This is a genomic window from Riemerella anatipestifer (assembly GCF_009663465.1).
Classification (GTDB): Bacteria; Bacteroidota; Bacteroidia; order Flavobacteriales; family Weeksellaceae; genus Riemerella; species Riemerella anatipestifer_C.
Genome location: NZ_QXHU01000006.1, coordinates 216,841 through 240,720 on the forward strand (window position 1 = coordinate 216,841; position 23,880 = coordinate 240,720).

General features: G+C 34.8%; 22 protein-coding genes and 1 other RNA gene. 7 read left to right on the forward strand and 16 right to left on the reverse strand.

The features are described from left to right. Positions 1-6: 6 nt before the first annotated feature. On the forward strand, positions 7-1,200 hold the full coding sequence (locus D1003_RS09915; RefSeq protein ID WP_153936852.1) for a DUF937 domain-containing protein: 1,194 nt from the start codon (positions 7-9) through the stop codon (positions 1,198-1,200). A gap of 63 nt (positions 1,201-1,263) precedes the next feature. Here the strand turns inward: D1003_RS09915 and D1003_RS09920 are convergent, their stop codons facing one another. The 12 genes from D1003_RS09920 to D1003_RS09975 all read right to left on the reverse strand — a co-directional run bounded on the left by D1003_RS09920 (position 1,264) and on the right by D1003_RS09975 (position 11,792). Beyond that, a complete protein-coding gene (locus tag D1003_RS09920; RefSeq protein WP_080985989.1) occupies positions 1,264-1,947 on the reverse strand; it encodes a TlpA disulfide reductase family protein in 684 nt (227 codons plus the stop codon). A gap of 57 nt (positions 1,948-2,004) precedes the next feature. Beyond that, entirely contained in the window at positions 2,005-2,655 is a 651-nt protein-coding gene (rpe, locus tag D1003_RS09925) for a ribulose-phosphate 3-epimerase (RefSeq protein WP_052911726.1), read from the reverse strand. 82 nt (positions 2,656-2,737) lie between these two features. Continuing rightward, positions 2,738-3,604, reverse strand: coding sequence for an RNA polymerase sigma factor RpoD/SigA (locus D1003_RS09930; RefSeq protein ID WP_004918429.1), 867 nt, complete (start codon positions 3,602-3,604; stop codon positions 2,738-2,740). 99 nt (positions 3,605-3,703) lie between these two features. Next, on the reverse strand, positions 3,704-4,270 hold the full coding sequence (locus tag D1003_RS09935; RefSeq protein WP_014938142.1) for a glutathione peroxidase: 567 nt from the start codon (positions 4,268-4,270) through the stop codon (positions 3,704-3,706). Positions 4,271-4,278: 8 nt separating this feature from the next. Beyond that, positions 4,279-4,947, reverse strand: coding sequence for an outer membrane lipoprotein-sorting protein (locus D1003_RS09940; protein ID WP_153936854.1), 669 nt, complete (start codon positions 4,945-4,947; stop codon positions 4,279-4,281). A 17-nt stretch (positions 4,948-4,964) separates the two neighbouring features. Next, positions 4,965-5,699 (reverse strand): 3-deoxy-manno-octulosonate cytidylyltransferase, encoded by a 735-nt coding sequence (gene kdsB / locus D1003_RS09945; protein ID WP_153936856.1) that lies wholly within the window; start codon positions 5,697-5,699, stop codon positions 4,965-4,967. Positions 5,700-5,708: 9 nt separating this feature from the next. Further along, entirely contained in the window at positions 5,709-6,506 is a 798-nt protein-coding gene (locus D1003_RS09950; protein WP_153936858.1) for an SH3 domain-containing protein, read from the reverse strand. Then, complete coding sequence (locus D1003_RS09955) at positions 6,503-7,756, reverse strand: pyridoxal phosphate-dependent aminotransferase (RefSeq protein ID WP_014938138.1); 1,254 nt, start codon at positions 7,754-7,756, stop codon at positions 6,503-6,505. The genes D1003_RS09950 and D1003_RS09955 overlap by 4 nt, the downstream gene beginning before the upstream one ends. A 25-nt stretch (positions 7,757-7,781) precedes the next feature. Next, entirely contained in the window at positions 7,782-9,503 is a 1,722-nt protein-coding gene (locus D1003_RS09960; RefSeq protein ID WP_153936860.1) for a phospho-sugar mutase, read from the reverse strand. A 23-nt stretch (positions 9,504-9,526) separates the two neighbouring features. Beyond that, positions 9,527-10,231, reverse strand: coding sequence for a GIN domain-containing protein (locus D1003_RS09965; RefSeq protein WP_153936862.1), 705 nt, complete (start codon positions 10,229-10,231; stop codon positions 9,527-9,529). 11 nt (positions 10,232-10,242) lie between these two features. Further along, positions 10,243-11,193 carry a glycosyltransferase family 2 protein gene (locus D1003_RS09970; RefSeq protein WP_064970469.1) on the reverse strand — a complete coding sequence of 317 codons (951 nt, stop codon included), beginning with the start codon at positions 11,191-11,193 and terminating at the stop codon, positions 10,243-10,245. Between the two features lie 17 nt (positions 11,194-11,210). Then, positions 11,211-11,792: a DUF4199 domain-containing protein gene (locus tag D1003_RS09975; protein ID WP_052911733.1), complete on the reverse strand. Its 582-nt coding sequence runs from the start codon at positions 11,790-11,792 to the stop codon at positions 11,211-11,213. Positions 11,793-11,928: 136 nt separating this feature from the next. On the opposite strand from D1003_RS09975, the gene rnpB reads away from it, so the two are divergent. Beyond that, positions 11,929-12,249, forward strand: an RNA gene (rnpB, locus tag D1003_RS09980) — RNase P RNA component class A. Between the two features lie 64 nt (positions 12,250-12,313). Here the strand turns inward: rnpB and D1003_RS09985 are convergent. Further along, entirely contained in the window at positions 12,314-12,685 is a 372-nt protein-coding gene (locus tag D1003_RS09985) for a DUF1573 domain-containing protein (RefSeq protein ID WP_014938132.1), read from the reverse strand. 212 nt (positions 12,686-12,897) lie between these two features. On the opposite strand from D1003_RS09985, the gene D1003_RS09990 reads away from it, so the two are divergent. The 5 genes from D1003_RS09990 to D1003_RS10010 are packed head-to-tail and all read left to right on the forward strand — an operon-like array spanning position 12,898 to position 18,733. Then, a complete protein-coding gene (locus D1003_RS09990) occupies positions 12,898-15,516 on the forward strand; it encodes a valine--tRNA ligase (RefSeq protein WP_153936864.1) in 2,619 nt (872 codons plus the stop codon). A 6-nt stretch (positions 15,517-15,522) separates the two neighbouring features. Continuing rightward, complete coding sequence (locus D1003_RS09995; protein ID WP_153936866.1) at positions 15,523-16,164, forward strand: DUF4241 domain-containing protein; 642 nt, start codon at positions 15,523-15,525, stop codon at positions 16,162-16,164. Positions 16,165-16,179: 15 nt separating this feature from the next. Then, positions 16,180-17,073 carry a ribokinase gene (locus D1003_RS10000; RefSeq protein ID WP_153936875.1) on the forward strand — a complete coding sequence of 298 codons (894 nt, stop codon included), beginning with the start codon at positions 16,180-16,182 and terminating at the stop codon, positions 17,071-17,073. A 13-nt stretch (positions 17,074-17,086) separates the two neighbouring features. Next, a complete protein-coding gene (locus D1003_RS10005; protein ID WP_153936867.1) occupies positions 17,087-18,085 on the forward strand; it encodes an acyl transferase in 999 nt (332 codons plus the stop codon). Between the two features lie 57 nt (positions 18,086-18,142). Then, a complete protein-coding gene (locus tag D1003_RS10010; RefSeq protein WP_153936868.1) occupies positions 18,143-18,733 on the forward strand; it encodes a hypothetical protein in 591 nt (196 codons plus the stop codon). Between the two features lie 75 nt (positions 18,734-18,808). Here D1003_RS10010 and D1003_RS10015 read toward each other — a convergent pair whose 3' ends face one another. From D1003_RS10015 to D1003_RS10025, 3 genes are all read right to left on the reverse strand, one after another. Then, entirely contained in the window at positions 18,809-20,287 is a 1,479-nt protein-coding gene (locus D1003_RS10015; protein WP_153936869.1) for an MFS transporter, read from the reverse strand. Between the two features lie 112 nt (positions 20,288-20,399). After that, positions 20,400-21,578, reverse strand: coding sequence for an acetyl-CoA C-acyltransferase (locus tag D1003_RS10020; RefSeq protein ID WP_153936870.1), 1,179 nt, complete (start codon positions 21,576-21,578; stop codon positions 20,400-20,402). Between the two features lie 371 nt (positions 21,579-21,949). Next, positions 21,950-23,716: an aminopeptidase P family protein gene (locus D1003_RS10025; RefSeq protein WP_153936871.1), complete on the reverse strand. Its 1,767-nt coding sequence runs from the start codon at positions 23,714-23,716 to the stop codon at positions 21,950-21,952. Positions 23,717-23,880: the final 164 nt, after the last annotated feature.

Genomic DNA, 23,880 nt, shown 5'->3' on the forward strand with positions numbered 1-23,880 from the left:
AAAATTATGTCAATCAATATCATAGAACTTATTAAAGGGCAATTCGGACACGGCGTTACCAGCCAACTTGCCTCTCAATTAGGCGAAAAAGAAGAAGCTGTCTCTAAGGCTACCAATGCACTTATCCCAACTGTATTAGGTGGAATTGTATCTCAGTCCGACAAATCGTCTCTTTTACAAGAAATTACACAATTAGCTGATACCAGCATTTTATCTAAACTAAGCCAGGAAAGCTCTTTTGCTAATGAACTTCTTAGCAAAGTACTAACGATGGTCTTTGGAGATAAAATAAAAAGTATCACTTCTGGAATTTCCTCTTTTGCAGGGATTAAAGAATCTTCTGCCGATGCTCTTTTAGGATTTACCTCACTAACTTCTTTAGCAACCATAGGAAGATATGCAAAAGACCAAAATTTAGACAGTAATGGACTTGAAACTCTTTTAAATAAAGAGAAAACTAATATATCTAATCTTGTTCCTGTAGGTTTCTCATTAGGTGCTATAGGACTTGGAAATCTAGAAAACAAAACAGAAAAGGCTAAAGCTACCTTAACTGAAAATATTCAAGATAAAGTTTCGGACATTAAAGATGGATTTTCTGAAAAGTTAGATGAGTCTAAAGAAAAACTTGCACAGTTTAAAGACAATGCTTCCGAAAAGTTATCTGAAACTTCAGATATGATTAAAGATAAGGTTTCAGACTTGAAAGAAGATTTATCTGAAAAGTTAGATGAGTCTAAAGAAAAACTTGCACAGTTTAAAGACAATGCTTCCAAAAAGTTATCTGAAACTTCAGATATAATTAAAGATAAGGTTTCAGACTTGAAAGAAGATTTATCTGAAAAGTTAGATGAGTCTAAAGAAAAACTTGCACAGTTTAAAGACAATGCTTCCGAAAAGTTATCTGAAACTTCGGATTCAATTAAAAAAGGTTTTTCTGATTTCAAAGAAAGTGCTTCTAACAAGTTGGATAACTTAAAAGAAAAGGTAGAAGAAAAAACAGGCGAAGACGTTAAAGAAATTTCTGTATGGAAATGGCTTCTCCCGCTAATCCTTCTTCTGCTTATGGGATGGTTTGTTTGGAAACAAATTAACAAAAACAACCAAGAAGAAACTCCTAGAGAAATCCCAGTTGAAAAAATAGATTCTATAAATCAAGCTAACGCTCAACAAAATATAGATTCTGTAAACTCAAAATAAATCTAAAAAAAGTCGTTTCAAAATTGATTGAAACGGCTTAAATATTTTCATTTATAGCGAATTCTAGAGTAATATATTTAGAATTGTTTCTATTTCTTTAGCTTCATATTCAGTTATTTCCCCACTTACAATTTTAATAATTCCATTTTTATCCAAAATCATGTTGGTAGGATAAGCACTAATTCCTAAATCATCAATTTGGCTTTTAGAATTTGGAATATGTTTGTAATCATAATTATATTTTTTAATAAAATTATCGACTGATTTTTGATTTTCAAACGTTATACTTATGAAATTAACCCTATCGCCAAATTTTTCTTTAATCTTTCGTAAGGCTGGAATTTCTTCAATGCAGGGAGGACATCTAGTAAACCAAAAATTAATCAATGTAGGCTTTCCAATAAGATTTTCCTTTAAAAAGAATTCTGAATTTTCATCCTTAAATTTTTCTATTGGAAATTTTTTCCCAATAAATTTCTTCGTTTCACCATAGGGATCTATTCCGTCAGGATTTGTGCTCACAATATCTATCTTAATGTAGTTAATTACGGAATCCTTTTTTGTTTCTGTTTTTAGCAAAAACTCTTCAATTTTCCCTTCTTTTAAGTAAAGTTCTTTCAGTTTAGAATATTGAGATTTATCTATAGGATGTTTTCCATTTACCCTATAATATTCATTTTGTGCAAAAGAATTGCTCCATACTAAAACTAGTAAACCTAAAACTATCAATTTTATTTCTTTACTCATTTTTAAGTGTATTTGATAAATTATTACAAATAAAAAATTGCTTAACTATACTATTCCTTAACTTTTAAGAAGTTCTATTACGCTTTCTGGATTTTCTGCAGAGAAGACTGCATTTCCTGCAACAAGAACATCAGCGCCTGCCTCAAACAGCTTAGAAGCATTGTCTGTATTTACTCCGCCATCTATTTGGATTAAAGCTGTAGCATTTTGGTCTAAAATTAAATCTTTAGTTTGCTTTATTTTTTTGTAGGTGTTTTCTATAAATTTCTGTCCACCGAACCCTGGATTAACACTCATCAACAATACTAAATCTACCTCCCCTATAATATCCTCTAATACGCTTACAGGTGTAGATGGATTAAGCACTACTCCTGCTTTAGCTCCCTTACTTTGTATTAGTTTAATTGTTCGATGTAAATGAGTACACGCCTCATAATGCACCGAAACCAAATCAGCTCCGCTATCAATAAATTCTTCCACATATTTCTCTGGCTCTACAATCATAAGATGCACATCTACAAACTTTTTAGCGTGCTCCTTTATCGTTTTCATTATAGGGAAACCGAAAGATATATTAGGCACAAACCTACCATCCATCACATCTACATGAAACCAATCGGCTTGGCTACGGTTAAGCATTTCTATATCTCTTTGGAGATTACCAAAGTCAGCGGAAAGTAAAGATGGGGCAATTAGTCTTGTTTTCATTTCTAAATTTAAAATTAATTGATATTTAATTATTTATAATAAAAAAAAGGATAACGCTACAATGCATCATCCTTTTACAGTTTTATTTTCCTAAATAAGACTTCAAAATCTTACTTCTTGAATTGTGTTTTAACCTTTTGATAGCCTTTTCTTTAATCTGACGAACACGTTCTCTCGTAAGGTCAAAAGTTTCGCCTATTTCCTCTAAAGTCATAGGGTGTTTGCCGTTAAGCCCGAAGTAAAGCCTTACTAAATCTGCTTCTCTAGGCGTAAGTGTTTGTAATGCTCTTTCAATCTCTATTTGTAAAGATTCTAGCATCAACTCTTTGTCTGGGCTAGGAGATTCCCCTGAACGAAGAACATCGTAAAGGTTAGAGTCTTCTCCTTCTACTAGCGGAGCGTCCATAGAAAGGTGTCTTCCGCTGTTTTTCATAGACTCCTTAATATCCTCCTCACTCATATCTAAAACTTCAGCTAATTCTTCTGGGGAAGGCGGTCTTTCATTCTCTTGTTCTAAGTGAGCGTATGCTTTGTTAATTTTATTGATTGACCCAATCTTATTCAATGGTAAACGAACAATTCTAGATTGCTCTGCCAACGCCTGTAAGATAGATTGTCTAATCCACCACACCGCATAGGATATAAATTTGAAACCTCTCGTTTCGTCATATCTTTTGGCAGCTTTCATCAATCCTAAATTACCTTCGTTGATTAAATCCGGTAACGATAAGCCTTGATTTTGATATTGTTTAGATACAGAAACCACAAAACGAAGGTTGGCTTTGATTAGCTTTTCTAAAGCAACCTTATCCCCAGCACGAATCTTTTGTGCCAATTCTACCTCCTCATCTGCAGTAATTAGGTCTACTTTACCTATCTCTTGCAAATACTTATCTAATGATGCCGTTTCCCTGTTGGTAACCTGCTTGGTAATTTTAAGTTGTCTCATAATATTTTTCGCTCAAATAAAGAGTTACGATATAGTGTACGACCAAAACATTAAAAAGGTTACACTAAAAATGAAAAAAATTTCATTTTTCTTTTTTATTTATTTTAAATGTTTCGTAATCGCGTCGCTATCAGGCTTAGTAGTACTTAGATAGCTTTCTATTATTTTTCCGTTTTCGTCTAGAAGAAATTTGGTAAAATTCCAAAGTATGGTAGTATCTTTAACTCCATTTAATTCCTTTTTAGTAAGAAACTGAAAAATAGGAGCTATATCTCCTCCTTTCACAGAAACCTTAGCTGCCATAGGAAAAGTTACTCCATAATTCACTTGACAAAAAGTTTTAATTTCGGTATTAGTCCCTGGTTCTTGCCCACCAAAGTTATTCGCTGGGAAACCTACTATTACTAGTCTATCTTTATATTGTTGATAAAGTTTCTCCAAGCCCTCATATTGAGATGTAAAACCACATTCAGACGCTGTATTTACAATGAGTATTTTTTTGCCTTTAAAATCCGCAAAATTAATTTCTCCACCATCTAGACTTTCCACTTTATAATCGTAGATATTTTTAGAAAGCTTAGATGTATCCAGCTGGACCTCACTTTTTTTGCTAGAGCATTGCACTAAAGCAATTACAGATAGCATAAGTATAAAGAACTTTTTCATTATATCTTTTATTTTATTTTAAAGGTATTGTCAGGGAATGCCTTATTAACTTCTATTTTATTGAATAGCATCACATAATCTCCTTCTTTTTTAGGAGTAGAAGCCTCTATTCTAAAAGGCATTGTAAGTCCATTTACCTTTTTAAAATCCGAGTATAAAAGCGTCTCTCCTTTCTTCACTTCTTTAAGAAGCATATAGTTTTCAGTATCAAAATAATACAGAGTTTTATTCACATTTTTGGTAAGCTCTACCTTATAGCATAACCTTTCCCCTACTTTATCCTTACCCAAAATCACAGCCGTGAACCCTTTAGCCTCAAAATCAATAAAATCAGTATCAAAACTTTGAGGTTGATAGTTTTCAAACTCTTGTAATTTATTGTTGGCATAGTTCATTGCATAGCCTTTTTTACCATCATAAGCCTCTATGACACTCTCTTTATTATTGATAATGATAGATGTTTTGGTAAGGTTAGGACGTTGCTGATAGATTTTAATAGGATATTCCTCCTGTATTCCCAATACTACTTTACCTTGTAACATAATGGAATTTAGCAACTTCCACTTAGTAAGCCCTCCTGTTAGCTCTATATTTTTGTCTATAATTTCTTTAGCTGTCTGAGCGTAAAAAACTTGTGCTAAAGCTAATAATACAACTAATGCTATCTTTTTTATCATTATTTTCTTTTTTTAAATTAAAGTCTAAGCAACTGCTTCGCCTTTTCTAAATCTTCTGGAACATCTATACCAACACCAACGAAATCGGTTTCTATCATTTTGATTTTCATACCATATTCCAAATATCTGATGCACTCTATTTTTTCTGCTATTTCCAAAGGCTTCATCGGTAAACTAGAAAACTCTAGCAACGCTTCCCTTCTAAAAGCATAAACGCCAATATGTTTAAAATATTGCAAATCATCTGTTTTCTCTCTAGGAAAAGGAATAACGGAACGACTGAAATAAAGTGCAAAACCATTATCATCCGTAATTACTTTTACATTATTAGGATTTTCTATATCGTCCCACTGTTCTAGTTTTATTTTAAGCGAAGCCAAAGAAATACTCTTGTTCTTATCTTCATCAAAAACTGAAATCAACTGTTTTAGAGGTTCTTTTTTAAGAAATGGCTCATCACCTTGCACATTTACAACAATATCACACTCGATATCTTTTATCGCTTCTGCTATTCTATCGCTTCCTGTTTCATGCTCTCCAGTCATTACTACCCTTCCACCGTTTTCCTTAATTTCATTAAAAATAACCTCGGAGTCTGTTGCTACAAAAACTTCGTCAAAAAGCCCTGTTTCCACCACATTTTGATAAGTTGTAGAAATAACAGTCTTCTCCCCTAGCATCTCCATTAGTTTACCAGGGAATCTACTTGCCTGATAACGAGCAGGAATTATAGCAATTATTCTTTGTTTCATTATTTTTTATTATAATTGAGAAACAGTTCCATCTTTGAAAAGATAGACTTTTTTTGATTTTTTAATATGCTCTTTATCCTTTTCATCTTTTTCCATCTCTTCGGTTTTCATAATAATCTTCCCCTTAACTCCGCCCTTATCATTCGGAAAAACATACTCTTCTGAATGATAAAAAACATCTGCATCAACAACGGACATCAGCACTGGTAACGCCACCATTTTGTCTCCACTTAAAAATATATACTGCTCATAACTAGGAATACCACACGCCTCACTAGAAACACTCGCCAACAGAATATCTGATACTCCATCTATCCCCTTACTCCCTTGCCATTTAAAGGCTACCGAAGTCAAACTTTCTGTCCCTACATTAAATGAAACTTTTTGTATGCTTTGTTTGTCTTTCAGCATCACAATCTCTAGTTTAACCTCATCTTGCTCCGTGGCAGAAGCTCCAAAAAGAAAGTCGTAACCATCTCTAGCCCTGTACCCTAAACTTAAATTCGCTCCCCAGATATATCCTGATTTAGTTTCGCCCTCTTTGGTATAACTTATTCTATACCAACTTGCAGAACGTTTACCTAAAGATAATACTTGCTCTGTTTTTTGAGCAATTTTCACTATCTGCCCTATACTTAAACTATCTACCTTGGACGACTGTAAATTAGGTTCGGACCTTACATTGGTCTTATCTATCAAAACTTTTTGGCTACTATTTTCTTTAAACAGAAACACCCACTGCTCTTCTTGAGCAAAGAGAAAAGAACTTATACCAAAGAAAACAAATAAGACCAGCCTTATTATCATTTTAACTTTAATAATGCTCCTTCCAATACTGGCAACATATTTTTAATATCTTCTAAAGAACAACCTCCTACAGAAGCTCTAAACCAAGGCATCTCTCTAGAATTACCAAATGCTGAAAACGGCACTAGCGCCATACCTGCCTCTCGAATAAGATAAAATACAACATCGGTAGTATCCTTCAATACCTCTCCATCTGGAGTAGTCTTCCCTACATAATCCATCTTAATGGTAAGATACAATGCTCCCATAGGCTCTATACTATCTACCGCAAAACCCTTATTTTTAAGCTCCTGAATACCTTGATGCAAAGTATTTAGACTTAACTGTATTTTACCTTTAAAATCGTTTACATAAGCATCTACTTCATCCATTTTAGATAGAAACTTAGATGTAGCTTCCTGCTCTGGTTTAGGTGCCCATGCTCCGATGTGAGTTAAGAAAGTCTTCATCTTATCAACTATTGTTGAAGGTCCAAACCCCCAACCTACCCTTACTCCAGTAGCTGCAAAACATTTAGATGAACCATCTATAAATATGGTATAATCTTTCATTTCTGGCACTAGACTTACAGGATTAAAATGCTCTTGACCAAAAAATAACATCGCATAAATCTGATCGTATAGTAGATACAATGGTTTTTCGGTTTCTCCTCTTTTTTTATTTTCAGCAACTACTACCTCACAGATTTCTCTAAGCTGTTGCTCGGTAAACATAGTCCCTGTAGGGTTTGAAGGAGAACAGAGCGCTAATAATACAGCTCCTTCTAAGTGAGGTTTGAGTTCTTCTGCGGTAGGCAAAAAGTTATTTTCTTTTCTAGTTTCTACTTCCACCTTTTCTGCAGAAGTTAGATAGGAATAATGGTTGTTATTCCAAGAGGGAGTAGGGTAAACCACCTTATCTCCAGGGTCTACAACACTCATATAAGCTGTATAAATAAGAGGACGCGAACCACCTGCTATCAATATTTCTTCTGGTGAGTAATCTAACTGATAACGCTTCTTTAAATCCAAAGAAATAGTTTCTCTAAGATTTAATAAACCACTGGCTGGAGGATAGTTAGTTAAATTGTTTTCATAAGCCTTTTTCACCTCTTCTTTTAAAAGAGAGGGTATAGGATAAATATTAGCGTTCAAATCCCCTATAGTGAGATTGGCGATTTGAGCTCCCTTGGCCTTGAGCTCATTAACCTCATTTCCTATTTTTACTATTTCTGATGCCACTAAATTAGTTGCCAAACGAGATATTTTCATAATAATTTATATATGTTTTAACAGTTTATACTAGACCTAAATCTTTTTTGATAATTTCTATTTTTTCATTTAGAATTTCTATCTTAGACTTAAAATCTTTCTCTGACTCTATTTTATCTAATACACTAAAATAGAATTTAATTTTAGGTTCTGTTCCCGAAGGTCTTATTGCTACCTTTGTGCCATCTTCTGTATAGTAAATAAGCACATTAGATTTAGGAATATCCGTCATTGGTTGTTTTTCGTTTTTGTTCAAATTCCAAGCGGTTTGCTCTTGATAATCTTTAACCAAAACCACTTTAGAACCCGCCAACAAGGTTACAGGATTATTTCTAAAATCTGTCATCATTTTTTTGATTTGCTCCGCACCTTCTTTACCCTTTTTCACCACATTTACAAGTGCCTCTTGGTAAAGACCTAATCTTTGGTAGATTTCTATCATATACTGATACATCGTTTTGCCTTGAGCCTTACACCACGCTGCTACTTCACAAGCCAATAGTATAGAACCACAAGAATCTTTATCTCTCACAAAATCTCCCGTCATAAAGCCAAAACTTTCTTCTCCTCCACAGATGAATTTCTGCTTGCCTTCTACTTCTCTTATCATTTTGCCTATCCATTTAAAACCTGTAAGCCCCACCTTACATTCAACTCCATAGGATTTTGCCAAATCAAAAAATACATCAGAAGTTACGATAGTAGAACCTATAAACTCTGTGCCCGTAATACGACCTTGTTTTTGCCATTGAGACAAAATATAGTCTGTAAGAATCATATTAGTCTGATTACCATTGAGGAGTTGCATTTCTCCATCTAGATTTCTTACCGCTATCCCTAATCGGTCTCCATCTGGGTCTGTACCTATTACAATATCTGCATTGGTAATCTTTGCTAAATCCATTGCCATAGTTAGTGCCGCTGGCTCTTCTGGATTTGGACTTTCTACCGTAGGGAAGTTTCCGCTAGGAATCATCTGTTCTTTTACTAAATCTACCTTGGTAAAACCTGCCTTTGCTAAAGCCTGTGGAATGGTAGTATAAGTAGTCCCGTGAATAGAAGTAAATACAATATTAAGATTATCATATCCCAATTTATCTTCTTGATAAAGAGAGTTATCCATACACGTTCTTATATAAACTTCATCTTGCTCCTCTCCTACCCATTCTATAAGGCTATCATTACCATTAAAGTTAATATCTTCATATTTGGTATTGAGTACTTCATTGATGATTTCTGCATCATTAGGTGGCACTATCTGAGCTCCATCATTCCAATATACTTTGTATCCATTATACTCTGGTGGATTGTGCGATGCTGTAAGCACAATACCTGCGTTACATTTTTTATCTCTCACCGTAAACGAAAGTTCTGGTGTAGGACGATGCTCCTTAAATAACAATACTTTAATCCCATTAGCCGTAAGTACATTTGCTACTATTTTACCAAATTCTTTGGAGTTATTTCTTACATCATACGCTATAGCTACCTTTATCTCTTGGCTAGGAAACTGCTGATGCAAATAGTTAGCAAGACCTTGCGTTGCTTGTCCTAAAGTATATTTATTAAGTCTGTTAGTTCCTACTCCCATAATCCCACGCATTCCACCCGTACCAAACTCCAAATTTTTATAAAATGCATCTTCTAACTCTGGTGAGTTAGTATCTATCAATTGTTTTACAGTCTGTCTAGTTTCTTCATCAAATGCCTCTGTAAGCCAAAGTTTAGCTTTATCCACTGTATTCATATCTTTATATTTTTATATTAAAATTAAGGATTATCTTTATTTTCTACTCTTGTATCTTTATCTATTTTGAGCTTTCTTATTGGATTTCCGTAATAGACCAACTTAGCTGTATTTTCTACCTTTCCAGAAATTTCTTCTTTAGTATTTATTTCTGCATAGTTCCCATTTTTAGACTGAATATCAAAATAATCTACCGTCCAATAAGGAGCTATAATACTCGCTGTATCCGAAATTTTAAGCATAGCCTCTTTAGTAACACCTGAAAAATTAGCTCTTGATTTCTCAGTCATTTGCACTTCTGCTTTAGAAGTCTTTATCGCTCCTATAAATTTGCCCTGATTCTTTAGATTGATTTTCAAAGTAGGCGTTTTAATATCTCCAGAAACATTCATTTCCACAGAATCAGAAATACTTATTTGTTTCAATGGTGTTTTGGAGTAAACCGTTACTGTGTAAAAATCTACATTTCCAGTAGGTCTTTTCTCAATGATTTTGAGTGTACTGTCTTCAACTTTAATTTTTAAATTGCTAATAAGGTTAGGATAAGTTTCTACATTAACGAAGTTCTCCTCCCCTTGAGTAAAAAACAACCTGTATTTACCTTCTAACTCAAGTTTATTAAAGACTTCTAAAGGTGTATCTTCTGATTTTATCTCTCCTTCTGGAGTTATCTTTCCGCAAGAACTCCACAAGAACATTGATACCAAAAGGTAAATGTAATATTTCATCTTACTCACAATTAAATAATTTCTTCTATGTGATAATTTTTATGCTCTCTATTAGTTCTGATAATCAGTTCTCCTAAAAAACCTGCTATAAAGAGTAAAGTCCCCATTATCATCATCGTTAAAGCTATATAAAACCAAGGATTATCAGCTATTAGATGCCCATAAACGCCCTTGGACATATCTATCAATTTAGACACACCTAACCAAAGAGACGATAAAAAACCAATAATAAACATCAATGTACCTACTGCTCCAAAAAAATGCATTGGTCTGCCTCCAAATCTACTTACAAACCAAAGCGTTACCAAATCCAAGAAACCTCTTATAAATCGTTCTGTGCCAAACTTTGAACTTCCGTAAGGTCTTGCTTGATGTTGTACCTCCTTTTCTGTGATTTTCCTAAAACCTGCATTAGCTGCCAGTACGGGGATATATCTGTGCATATCTCCATACACATCTATGGACTTTACCACTTGCTTTCGGTACGCTTTAAGTCCACAATTAAAATCGTGTAGAAATACCCCCGAAACCTTTCTCGCCGCCGCATTGAATAGTTTAGACGGAATATTTTTAGTCATTACATTATCGTAGCGTTTCTTTTTCCAACCGCTCACAATATCATAACCTTCATTAACCACCTTATGATATAAAGCTGGTATCTCTTCTGGAAAATCCTGTAAATCAGCATCCATAGTAATTACCACTTCTCCTTTCACCCTCGCAAAAGCCGCGTGAAGTGCTTGGGATTTTCCATAATTTCTAGAAAATTTAATCCCTTGTATATTAGGATTTCTATTTTTAAGAAACATTATTGTTCCCCAAGAACTATCGGTACTTCCATCGTCCACAAACCAAATTTCGTAAGATAAACCAGCCTCATTACAGACATTTTCTATCCTATTATAAAGTTCTTCTAAAGATTGTTCCTCATTAAGAAGAGGTATAACAATAGATAAATCCATTTTTTCTAAAAAATAAGTTAATAAACCGTTTTGCTTCTAAAGAAACTTCCAAAGAAAACAGACAATATCAAAAAGAAAGCACAATATCCAGCAAATACCAAAGAGAAATGGTATAAAGAAAACATATCTTCTTTTTTCTTTACTTTCTCTTCAATTCGTTTTTTACCTTCTTCATATTTTTGTTCTAGTTCCTTTGCTTCTTCTGTATTGGGTTTGGTAATTTGTTTCGCTTTGGTGTATTCTTCCTCTAGAGAAGTCCTAAAACTCTCTATATACTGATGATTTAAAAGCGATTTAACATCTTTATCAACATAACTTATAAACACAAAAATACTGGAAATAGATAAAAACCCTGCCAAAAACATCGGAGCAAATGCTTTTCCAAAAGCCTCCTTAAAGGTAAGCTTAACCTTTTCTTTTTTGTAAGAATAAACAGAAATAAACGCCCCAACACCAAAAATAAGAGGTAGAACGAAAGAATTAGCTATCATCGTAGTGTGAAAATAATTAACATCCATAAAGAAAAAATACACTACAAAAAACACCAATAGAATTGCCACACTCATCGCTAATCCGTTATTGATTGTACTTTTACCCATCTATTACTTAGTTTAAATTACAATTTTGAACTGGTAAAATTACGGATTATTTTTGAGAAACTTTCGCTTATTCTCTTGCATTTCTAATTTAACTAAATAAGTCTTCTTTTAAATATTTCTCTATCTTTGCAGATAATAACAAAGGCGGCTTGTTGCTTTGTTTTTTCTTACGACTAAACAGAGAGGAAAGTCTGGACACCATAGAGCAGCATAGCGGCTAACCGCCGTCCACAGCGATGTGAGGACTAGTGCAACAGAAAGCAAGTACAGTACGGCTGTAGTGAAATCAGGTAAACTCTATGCGGTGCAATGCTAAGTATATCGGCAACTAAGGGTCGCTCGTCCAATGCCGAGGGGTAAGCAGCTAAAGTTTAATAGCAATATTAAATGTAGATAAATAACAAGCGTTCTGAACTTGTTTAGAATACAGAATCCGGCTTATAGCCTTTGTTATTTTTTCAAAACAAAAATCCGCCCTTTTAAAAAGCGGATTTTTTTATTCATTTTGATACTAAATATTTCTATTTACTTGTTTCCACAACCTCTCCCTGAATCCAAATAACACTTCTGTTAGCTTTAGGGTCGTTAGAGAAAACCTCTATAAGTTTCTTGAATGGGTTTACCAAATTGGTATTATAACCTACTTTAATTTTAGAAGATTTACCAGGCAAAATAGGTGTTTTGTCCCATTCTGGAGTTGTACATCCACAAGATGCCTTTACATTACTAATTACCAAAGGCTTATCACCTGTATTAGTTACTGTAAAATAACGGTGTCCTTCTGACCCTTTTTCTACTTTACCATAATCTACTGTTGTTTTATCGAAGCTAATAGTTTGGGCTGAAGCCATAAAACCTACCGCTAAAACTAGCCCTGTTAAAATCTTTTTCATAATTCTTATACTTTTAAAGTTATGCAAAGTTAAAATTATTTTTCAACTTTAGTTATTTTTCATTTAACCGCAAATTATACGCCAAACTGAAATTTATTTTCCACTTAAAATTTGTCCCTACAAATTTGTATCGAAAAGTTAGCTTCCTTACTATCTTTATCTTATTTTTGCAGAACAAAGCAAAAATAACGATTATAAATAGACATAAAAATATGCAGATTTCAGAGAAATATACCCCTTCTTCTACCGAACAAAAATGGTACAACTACTGGTTAGAAAACAAATATTTTCATTCTGAACCTAATCATAAACCACCCTACACCATTGTAATTCCACCGCCTAATGTAACGGGAATTTTACATATGGGACATATGCTAAATAATACCATTCAAGATGTGTTGATTAGACGAGCAAGAATGAGAGGTTACAATGCTTGTTGGGTACCTGGAACCGACCATGCCTCTATTGCTACGGAAGCTAAAGTGGTGGCTAAACTTAAAGCAGAAGGCATTAACAAATCGGATATTTCTCGTGAAGAATTCCTAAAACACGCTTGGGAATGGACGCATAAATATGGCGGAACAATTTTGGAGCAATTAAAAAAATTAGGTTGTTCTTGTGATTGGGATAGAACCCGCTTTACGATGGAGGATAAACTCTCCGAGCAAGTGATAAAATCTTTTGTAGATTTATATAACAAAGGGCTTATCTATAGAGGTTACCGTATGGTTAACTGGGACCCAGAAGCCAAAACCAACATTTCCGATGAGGAAGTTATCTTTAAAGAACAAAACGGAAAACTGTATCATTTAAAATATCAAATTGAAGGGACACAAGATTTTCTTACCGTGGCCACCACACGTCCCGAAACTATTTTCGGTGATGTGGCCGTATGCGTAAATCCTAACGATGACCGCTACCAAAAACTTATCGGCAAGACCGTTATCGTTCCTATCGTTAATCGTTCAGTGCCAATTATTGCCGATGAATATGTTGATATTGAATTCGGAACGGGAACTTTAAAAATAACGCCTGCCCACGATGTTAATGACTACGAAATTGGTCAAAAACATCAGCTTCAAATCATTGATTCTATTGATGATGATGGCAATCTAAATCATCACGGAATGCACTACGAAGGAAAAGACCGTTTCGTGGTTCGTAAAGAAATTGCAAAAGAGTTAGAAGAGAAAGGGCTCCTCGCCAAGGCGGAAGACTATGTAAACAAGGTGGGAACTTCCGAAAGAACAGGAGCGGTGATAGAGCCTAAAATCTCTCAACAATGGTTCTTAAAAATGTCCGAAATTGCAAAACCTGCTTTAGAGGTGGTAATGAACGACGAAATTAAATTCTATCCTGATAAATTTAAAAACACCTATAAATATTGGATGGAAAACATCCGAGATTGGAACATCTCTCGTCAGCTTTGGTGGGGGCAACAAATCCCTGCCTACTACTACGGAGAAGGCGAAAACGATTTTGTAGTGGCGGAAAACGCTGAAAAAGCATTGGAATTGGCAAGAGAAAAAGCTCAAAATCCAAACCTAGGCCTTGCCGACTTAAAACAAGACGAAGACACTTTGGATACTTGGTTCTCTTCTTGGCTGTGGCCAATGTCTGTATTTGACGGATTATTAGACCCTAACAGCGAGGAAATCAACTATTATTATCCTACCACCGACCTCGTTACAGGTCCAGACATCATTTTCTTTTGGGTAGCTAGAATGATTATGGCGGGATTGGAATGGAGAGGTAAAGTTCCTTTCAAAAATGTATATTTCACAGGGATTGTAAGAGATAAGCAAAGACGCAAAATGTCCAAATCTTTAGGCAATTCGCCTGACCCAATAGAATTGATTGACAAATACGGTGCAGACAGCGTAAGAGTGGGAATTCTGTTGAGTTCTGCGGCTGGAAACGACCTTCTGTTCGACGAAGACTTAATGCTACAAGGACGAAATTTCGCTACCAAAATATGGAATGCTTTCCGTCTGGTACAAGGTTGGAAACAAGAAAATAAACCTGCTGGTGCGGTTGAAAACCAAACGATAGAATGGTTTGGGCATCTATTAGATAAAACCGTAAAAGAGATTAACGAACAGTTTGAAAAATTCAGAATATCAGACGCCTTACATCTTATTTATAAATTAATTTGGGACGATTTCTGTTCTTGGTATTTGGAGGCCATTAAACCGAATTACGGCGATGGTATTTCTAAGGAGGTTTACGATAAAACCATTTCTTATTTTGAAGAGTTGATGAAATTGCTACATCCTTTTATGCCTTTCTTAACCGAGGAACTTTGGCAAAATATTACTTCAAGAAATACAGACGAAGCTCTCATTATCGCTCAACAAAAAGGGGCATCAGAATTTGATGTAAATATTATCAACCAATTTGATATTGCTAAAGAATGGATTTCTGGTGTGAGAAATTACAGACAAAGCAAAGGTATTTCTCCTAAAGAAACCGTGGAACTATACACCAATGCCTCTGAAAATAGCAACGAAGCACTCATAAAGAAACTGGCTAATGCTTCTGACATTTATTTCAATAAAAAGACAGACAAACCAAGTTTCTCTTTCTTAGTTGGTTCTACGGAGCTTTCTATACCACTCAGCGAAACGCTTGATTTGGAAGAAGAGAAAAAGAAAACAGAGGAAGAACTTTCTTATCTTAAAGGATTCTTAGCTTCTGTTGAGAAAAAGCTAAGCAACGAAAAATTCGTTAGTGGAGCTCCTGAAAAGGTGGTAGAAATGGAACGAAAAAAACAAAAAGATGCTCAAGACAAAATAGCACTTTTAGAGGAAAAATTAAAAACACTGGGATAAAAAATAATGAATCACATTAAAAACATCGCAAAACTATTTTCTAAGCCATTTGTAGAGAGTCCTCTGCTAGAAACTTTCAATGGCGGAATGATACACCTTTCCTCTGGAGAGCTAGTTGTTTGCGACCCACTCATCACACCCGATAAAGAGCATTTTAGTTTTATTTTTCCAAAAGGTGAATTCTCTGTTTTAATACATAAAGAACAGGCTAGTAACTGCATCGCCTATGTAGAGATTGTATTTTCCGAGGAAACCGTTTCCAAATGGGAACTTGCCGTATGCAGTGGGCAAAATATTAAAGACTTAAAAGAAGATGAAATCTTTGGTTTCCCAGTAGAAACAGGAATGGGTTGCCTTATGGATAAAGACACTCAGAAATATCTTAATCAATTAGAGTTAGAATTATTCCAAAAGAAAGGCGATGATTTTATGGGTATTTATGAAGAATTTTTCCACGCTCACTTTTTTGATGAAAACGGAGCCATAGACCAATTTGCATCTTTGATACCTAACAAGCAGCATAAGAATAATATTATTGCTTTTGAAACGGGCTACGGAGAAGGTTTTTATGCCTCGTATATAGGCTTTAATGAAAGTCATCAACCCATAAAAATTATTTCGGAATTTATTGAAATACAGTTAGATTAAAATTCACAACAAATGATGAAACTTAGTAAAGAACAACCCAAAATCCTTGTAGTAGGTAGTTCATCTGTAGATTTAGTTTTGAAAACTGAACACTATCCCGAACTAGGAGAAACGGTGATGGCAAATTCTTCCGAAAATTTCTTCGGTGGGAAAGGGGCTAATCAAGCTGTGGGTACTGCAAGATTGGGAGCTAGCGTTTACTTTGTAGGATGTGTAGGTATGGATCCTTATGGGCAACAAATCTTAAGAAATCTTGTAGAAGAAAATGTAAATGTAGGGTTTGTTGTAGAAAATCCAGATATAGAAACTGGTACAGCATATGTTACTAGCTCTAAAGGAAAAAATGCCATAGTGGTAATCCCATCAGCTAACTATGCTTTGAGTCCCAAACATCTAGAAAACCCTAAACATCTTTTTGAAACTGCAGATTTAGTTTTAGTTCAACTAGAAATCACAGACATTGTTATAGAAAAAGTGTTAGAACTTTGCAAAAAGAATAATGCTAAACTCGGTGTATATGCCGCTCCAGCAAGACCACTTTCCAAGGAGTTAGTAGAGTACGCCAGTTTCATAGTTGCTAAAAGTAACGACTTATCTACACTTTTTGGAGATAATCACAGAGAGGCTGTTTTACAAAAATTACCTAATAAACTTTTTATAAGAGACGACACCAATTCTACCATATATTACAACGGTTCTGAAATGAAATATTTTCGTAACGACCCAGAAGAAACGGCTTACAGAATGGGAATGGGTGATGCTTTTACTTCAGGTTTCGCTGTAGCTCTATGCCATGGAAATCCCATCAACGAATGTGTAAAATTTGGCAACGATGTTTCACTAAAAGTATCTCAACATAGAGGTTCACAAAAAGGGTTACCTTATTTAAAGGATTTTAATCTAGCTTAAAAAACATTGATTGATGCTTTCTATTTTTGATATTAACACAGAAAAAGCTTTTAAAGAAGCCTGTATAGAAACCTTTTTGTACCAATATGAAAAGGTAGAAATTTATCAGAAATTTGTGGATTTTCTCAATATCAATCCTAAAAAAATAGAGCATATAGAAGATATTCCTTTTCTTCCAATAGAAATGTTTAAAAATCATACAGTGTTAGAAAAAGGATTAACACCTTCTTTATATTTCCAAAGTTCAGGCACTACCCAGATGAATTTATCTAAACATTGGATTGCGAATGAAGAGTTATATCAACATAGCATTTATAAAAGTTTTAAACAATTTATAGGCACTCCCGAAGATTTTGTTTTTTTAGGATTGCTACCCAATTATCTAGAACGCCAAAACTCATCTTTAGTTTATATGGTTGATTTTCTGATGAAAACCTCATCTAAAGAAGAAAACGGCTATTTTTTATACAATCATCAAGAATTGTACAAGCTTCTTAACGATTTGCAACAACAAAACAAAAAGGTAATTCTCTTTGGAGTTTCGTTTGCCTTGCTTGATTTTTTAGATACCTTAGCGGATAACAAATGGGAACTTTCTTATCATCAACACCTTACTATAATAGAAACTGGTGGAATGAAAGGAAGAAAAGAAGAAATGACTAAAGACGAACTTCTTAACATACTAAAGAACGGGTTTAAAACTCAGAAAATTTATTCGGAATACTCTATGACAGAACTTCTGTCTCAAGCCTATTCGCTAGGAGATAATCTTTATCAAACACCTCATTGGATGAGGATTTTAATTCGTAATACAGAAGACCCACTATCGTATGTTGAAAATGGGAGAACAGGAGCTATTAACATTATAGATTTAGCCAACCGCCATAGTTGTAGTTTTATTGCTACACAAGATTTAGGCAAAATAACTCACTTACAAAGCGTTGATTACTTTCGAGTTCTGGGAAGAATAGACCATTCCGACATTAGAGGTTGTAGCCTTTTGGTTTCTTAGGTTCAAACTTTGGCATTATTTTTGAAACTTTCCCAACCAATAAAATTAAACTCAATTATGAAAATCAAAAATGTTTTATTGCCTGTTGCGGCATTAGTATTATTCTCTTGTAACACAGATAAAAACAAAGTAACAGAAACTCCTGCTAATGATAGTATTTCTACGGTAGAAACTCCTGTAGCAGATTCTCTAACAACAGAAACAAATGAAGCTTTAGCGCTTCGAGTGAAAGACTATCTTAACAATAGTTTTTTAACAAAAGAAGATGCTAAAACCATTACACCAGAAGACAAAAAGTTTAAGTTAGCTCAAGTAGATTTAAACAATGATGGCAAGAATGAAATTTTTGTACATCTAACCTCTTCTTATTTTTGTGGTAGTGGTGGTTGTACCGTATTACTTTTACAAAATGATTTAAAGCCTATTACCACATTTACTGTTACTACACCTCCATTCTGGGTACAGTCTAAAGAAGAAAATGGCTGGAAGGTATTATCTGTCCAAGATAGGGAAGGCTGGAAAACCCTAACATTTAGTAACGGAACTTATCCTAGCAATCCTTCGTTATTAGATGCTTCCAAAGAACCTAATAAAGCTGAAGCAACCGAAGTATTAAGTGAAACCAATACAGAAGTTTACACTTTCTAATATCAAGAATTTATTATAACAAAAAATGCTCCGTAAATTACGGAGCGATTTTTTTATTATGTATCTTATTAAATACTAACCAACCTTTTTTTCGTTCAAGAATCTTATAAACACAATCCCCAAGAAAAAGAAAACAACCATAGACAAAGCTGCATATCTCATATTATTAAAATGCTCTATAAGAGTCGCAAAAATAAATGTTCCTAAAATAATAGCTACCTTCTCTAAAACATCATAAAAACTGAAATAGGTTGTATTTTCCATACCATTTTCTGGCAATAGCTTAGAATATGTGGAACGAGACATTGCTTGTAAACCACCCATTACCAAACCAATAATACCTGCAACTCCGTAGAATTTATATTCTGCATCAGAGCTATGCTTGTCTATCATATACGCTGCTACACACGCTACAATCCACAGGAAAACGGCTATCGAAACCACATTTTTATTGCCTATCTTTTTAGATAATCTAGAAAACAATACAGCTCCCATAATCGCTTCAATCTGAATAACTAAAAGAACTAAAATAAGTTTTTCTTGAGGCAAGTTAATTTCGCTTTTTCCGAACAAAGTCGCCATTAGGAAAATGGTTTGCATCCCTACACTATAAAAGAAAAAACTAGTAAGAAAAAACTTAAGGTTAGGCGTTTTAAATAGTTGTGTCCCAACCTTGTGTAACTCTCTAAAACTCTCTTTTACAATCTCTATGTAGAAGATAATATTACTTTTAAAAACCGCCCAAAAACCACCTTGTTCTTTATGGCTTTTAAAAACATTCTTTAAATTCAGAAGCACTAAATCTTTAGGTAGCTGCTCTTTAACATTCCCAAACTTCGGCAAATGCTTAAATGTATAATATGAAAAACCAAACCACCACGCTCCTGTAAGCAAGAAACTTACACGCGTCATTATAAGAGCTTGTTTAGGAGTTTCCGCAAGAACTTGAATCAATAATAAACATATAATCACCAATATTACAGAACCAATATAACCATAAACATAACCTTTTGCAGAAAGTGCGTCTTGCTTATCTGGTGTGGCAATATCTGGCAAAAATGAGTTATAAAAAACCAAACTCCCCCAAAATCCCACACTAGCCGTGATACTAAAAAGAAGTCCTAAGAATACCGTATTCATATTAACGAACATCGCTAAGCCCATACACGAAGTTGCTCCTAGATAACAGAAAAATTGTAAAAAGGATTTTTTATTACCGATAGTATCCGCTAAAGAGGACAATATAGGCGATAAGAAAACCACGATAAGAAAAGAAATGGTAAGCGAATATCCATAAATAGCATCTGGATGATAGTTTTCTCCAAATATTTTAATGCTATTCCTTACAGGTACTTTTACCCATTGTCCTGTTTCGTTGATATATTCATTTTTTTCGTAGGCTGTGGTAATAATACTGTAATAAATCGGAAAAATAGTAGAAGTAATGACTAAAGAATATACAGAATTAGCCCAGTCGTACACTGCCCAAGCCCTCATTACTTTAGGATTGTTTTTAATATTTTTACTAGGGTGATTTTCCTTTATGTTTGACATACTATAACTGAATTTAATCTCGCAAAAATAACAAAACCATTAAGAACTTAGATATAAATCGTATTATTTATTCTTAATGGTTTTTTATAATCAATTTGAACAATAGCAAATACTAGCAATTCTCTATCACTAGAGCAGAAGCACCGCCGCCTCCGTTACAGATAGCCGCAGCTCCTATTTTACCATTATTCTGCTTAAGTACATTGATAAGTGTAACCAAAATTCTAGAACCCGAACTTCCTAGAGGGTGTCCTAATGCCACTGCTCCCCCATTTACATTAACCTTAGATTCGTCTAAACCAAGAATTTTATTATTTGCCAAACCTACCACAGAAAACGCTTCGTTGAATTCAAAAAAATCTACCTCCGACAGACTAACATCTGCTTTTTCTAAGGCTTTTGGTAAGGCTTTAGCTGGTGCTGTTGTAAACCATTCTGGCTCTTGTGCTGCATCTGCATAACCTATAATTTTAGCCAAAGGCTTTAATCCTAGTTCTTTCATTTTTTCTTTGGACATTAAAATAAGAGCAGAAGCACCATCATTAAGTGTAGAAGCATTAGCTGCTGTTACGGTGCCATTTTCTCTTTGGAATACCGTTGGCAAGGTAGGTATCCTATCAAAGTTCACATTTTTATACTCTTCGTCTTCTGTAAAGAGAATTGGTTCGCCCTTCCTTTGTGGAATTTCCACTGGTACTATTTCATCTGAGAACTTACCTTCTTTCCAAGCACTGGCTGCTCTTTGGTAAGATTGTACCGCAAATTTATCTTGAGCCTCCCTAGAAAATCCATACTCCGAAGCACATTTCTCGGCACATACGCCCATATGCACTTTGTTATATACATCGGTAAGTCCGTCTAGAACCATTCCGTCCTGCATTTTTACATCACCTAACTTTACGGCTTGTCTAGCATTATAATAGTGAGGCACCAAACTCATATTCTCCATACCTCCTGCTACGACCACATCAGCATCTCCCGCTTTTATCGCTTGTGTTGCCATCATCACGGCTTTCATACCAGAAGCACAAACTTTATTGATAGTAGTACACGGTGTTTCTTTAGAAAGCCCTGCTCCCAAAGCCGCTTGCCTAGCAGGTGCTTGTCCCTCTCCCGCTTGCAATACATTCCCCATATAAACTTCCTGAACTTCTTTAGGGTCTAGATTTATTTTAGCTAAAGCTCCCTTAATAGCTGTTGCTCCCAATTGTGGTGCTGGTACATTAGATAACGAACCTAAAAAACTTCCCATCGGTGTTCTTACTGCCGATACTATAAATACTTCTTTCATTTTATTTCATATTAAAATTTACTTCGCCAAAGTACAAAAAAAAATATAGCCCAAAAAGTAAATACCATTAAAATTAGTATTTTGAATGTTTGAATAGAGGTATATAAGATTCTATAACAAATATTATTGTATTAATTTTTTGGTTACAAACTATACATTCGCATATATTGAACGCTACTACATCTCATTATTATCCATGATATATTGTCCTAGTTGACCTAAAAATTACACAATGAAAAAAATTCAGTTACCTACAAAAACCTTTGAATGCACACCACACTCTAGAAATTCTTATTTTTTTTAGATAAAAAAAACCTCCTAACGATAGTTTAGGAGGCTATTGGGTTAAAATAATTTCAAAATAATTCCTTTTATAAAGGCTTCACCAAATCCAAAAACCAATCTTTAACAGCTCCTTCTAAATAAGAGCCTAGCTTTTCTTCGCAAGTTTTATGATAGGTATTCAACCAATTTTTCTCTTCCTCGGTAAGTAGTTCTACATTGATAACTTCCCTAAAAAACGGACAAAGTGTGAGAGTTTCAAAGCCATAGAATACGCCATAAGGCGTTGTCTCCAACTCTTTTACCGCTACTAAATTTTCGTGTCTAATACCATACTCGTTTTCTACATAAAAACCTGGCTCGTTAGAACAAACCATACCAGGAAGTAGCTCTTGTGGATTCATATCCTTTCTAATATTTTGAGGTCCCTCGTGTACATTCATAAAGCTCCCCACACCATGCCCCGTCCCGTGAGCATAATCTTTACCTCTTTGCCAAAGCGGCAACCTTGCAATAGTGTCTAAATGGAAACCTCTAGTCCCTTTCGGAAACTTAGCTATACTCAAATCTATCATTCCCTTGAGTGCCAAAGTACAATCATCTATAAAAGATTGAGACACCGCTCCTAACGCTAATGTTCTCGTAATATCAGTAGTCCCTTCTAAATATTGCCCTCCAGAATCAATTAAAATACTTCCTTCATTGGTAACTTCTTTACTTCCTTCTGCTTTTGCAGAGTAATGCACTATCGCTCCATTACCCTTGTACCCTATAATACTTCCAAAACTTTCGCCCACAAAATTTTCTCCTTCGGCACGGAACTCTCTCAACTTTTCTCCTATGGAATATTCCGTCATAGGCTCTTTACCTACATTATGTTTCAGCCAGTATAAAAATTTAACCATAGCCACTCCATCTCTCACCATTACCGTTCTAAAGCCTTCTAATTCTGTACTGTTTTTAACCGCTTTCATTAGATTAGCAGGTACAGGAGCTACAACAAAACTATTTCCGTCTAAGGCATTATATATAGCTTGATTAGCATTAGGAGATACTAATACTTTCTCATTTTTAAATTGAGCTAAATATCCAAAGAAAGATTCGTAAGGCATTAGCTTAACTCCTGAAACTTCCATTTGTTCTTTAGCTTCATCATTGAGTTTTTCTAAATCAACAAAAAGAACCGCTTCCGCTTCGCCAATCACTAAATAACTTAAAAAAACAGGATTACAATCCACATCACTACCTCGTAGGTTAAGCGTCCAAGCTACATCGTCTAAACTAGACATAATATGCACAGAAGCCTCCTTTCCCTTCATTTTCTGCCTAATGGAAGCAAGCTTATCCTGCACAGATTGCCCTGCCCATTTTAAAGGGTGAACAAAGACCTCGTTTTTTGAAGGCACCCCTCTATCTGTCCATATTTCCTCTAACAAAGGCTGATTGACTAAAGAAATATGCTGCTGTTCTAGTTTATTTTCTAAATCTACCCAATTCGCATGAGCCGTCGCCAAAGCATTTACTGCCACCTTTCCATTCTGTGGAATTTGAGACGCTATCCAATCTATATAGTTTGGTGTACCTTCCACCCCTTCTTTCATTAGTTCTATCCCAGAGCCGGCTAACTCTTGCGGAGCCTGTACGAAGTAACGCCCATCAGTCCAAAGCGCTGCTTTATCTCCAGTAACTACCACAAATCCTGCCGACCCAGTAAACCCTGTGAGCCAAACCCTCTCTTGCCATTCTTCAGGCAAATACTCACTCATATGCGGGTCTGCAGAATACACTACAAATGCATCTATATTATATTCTTTCATTTTAGAGCGTAACACTCCTAATTTTTCTGTAACTGTCATAATTCTTCTAAAATTTTGAGGTAAAGTTAAGAAAATCTTTTGTTAAATAATGCCTAAGACTTCTTTCATTTCAAATATAAATAACCACCTAGAAGACACCCACCACTACCAATAAAACAAAGAAAACTACTAATAAAATAACGACACCTACCTAGAAGACACCC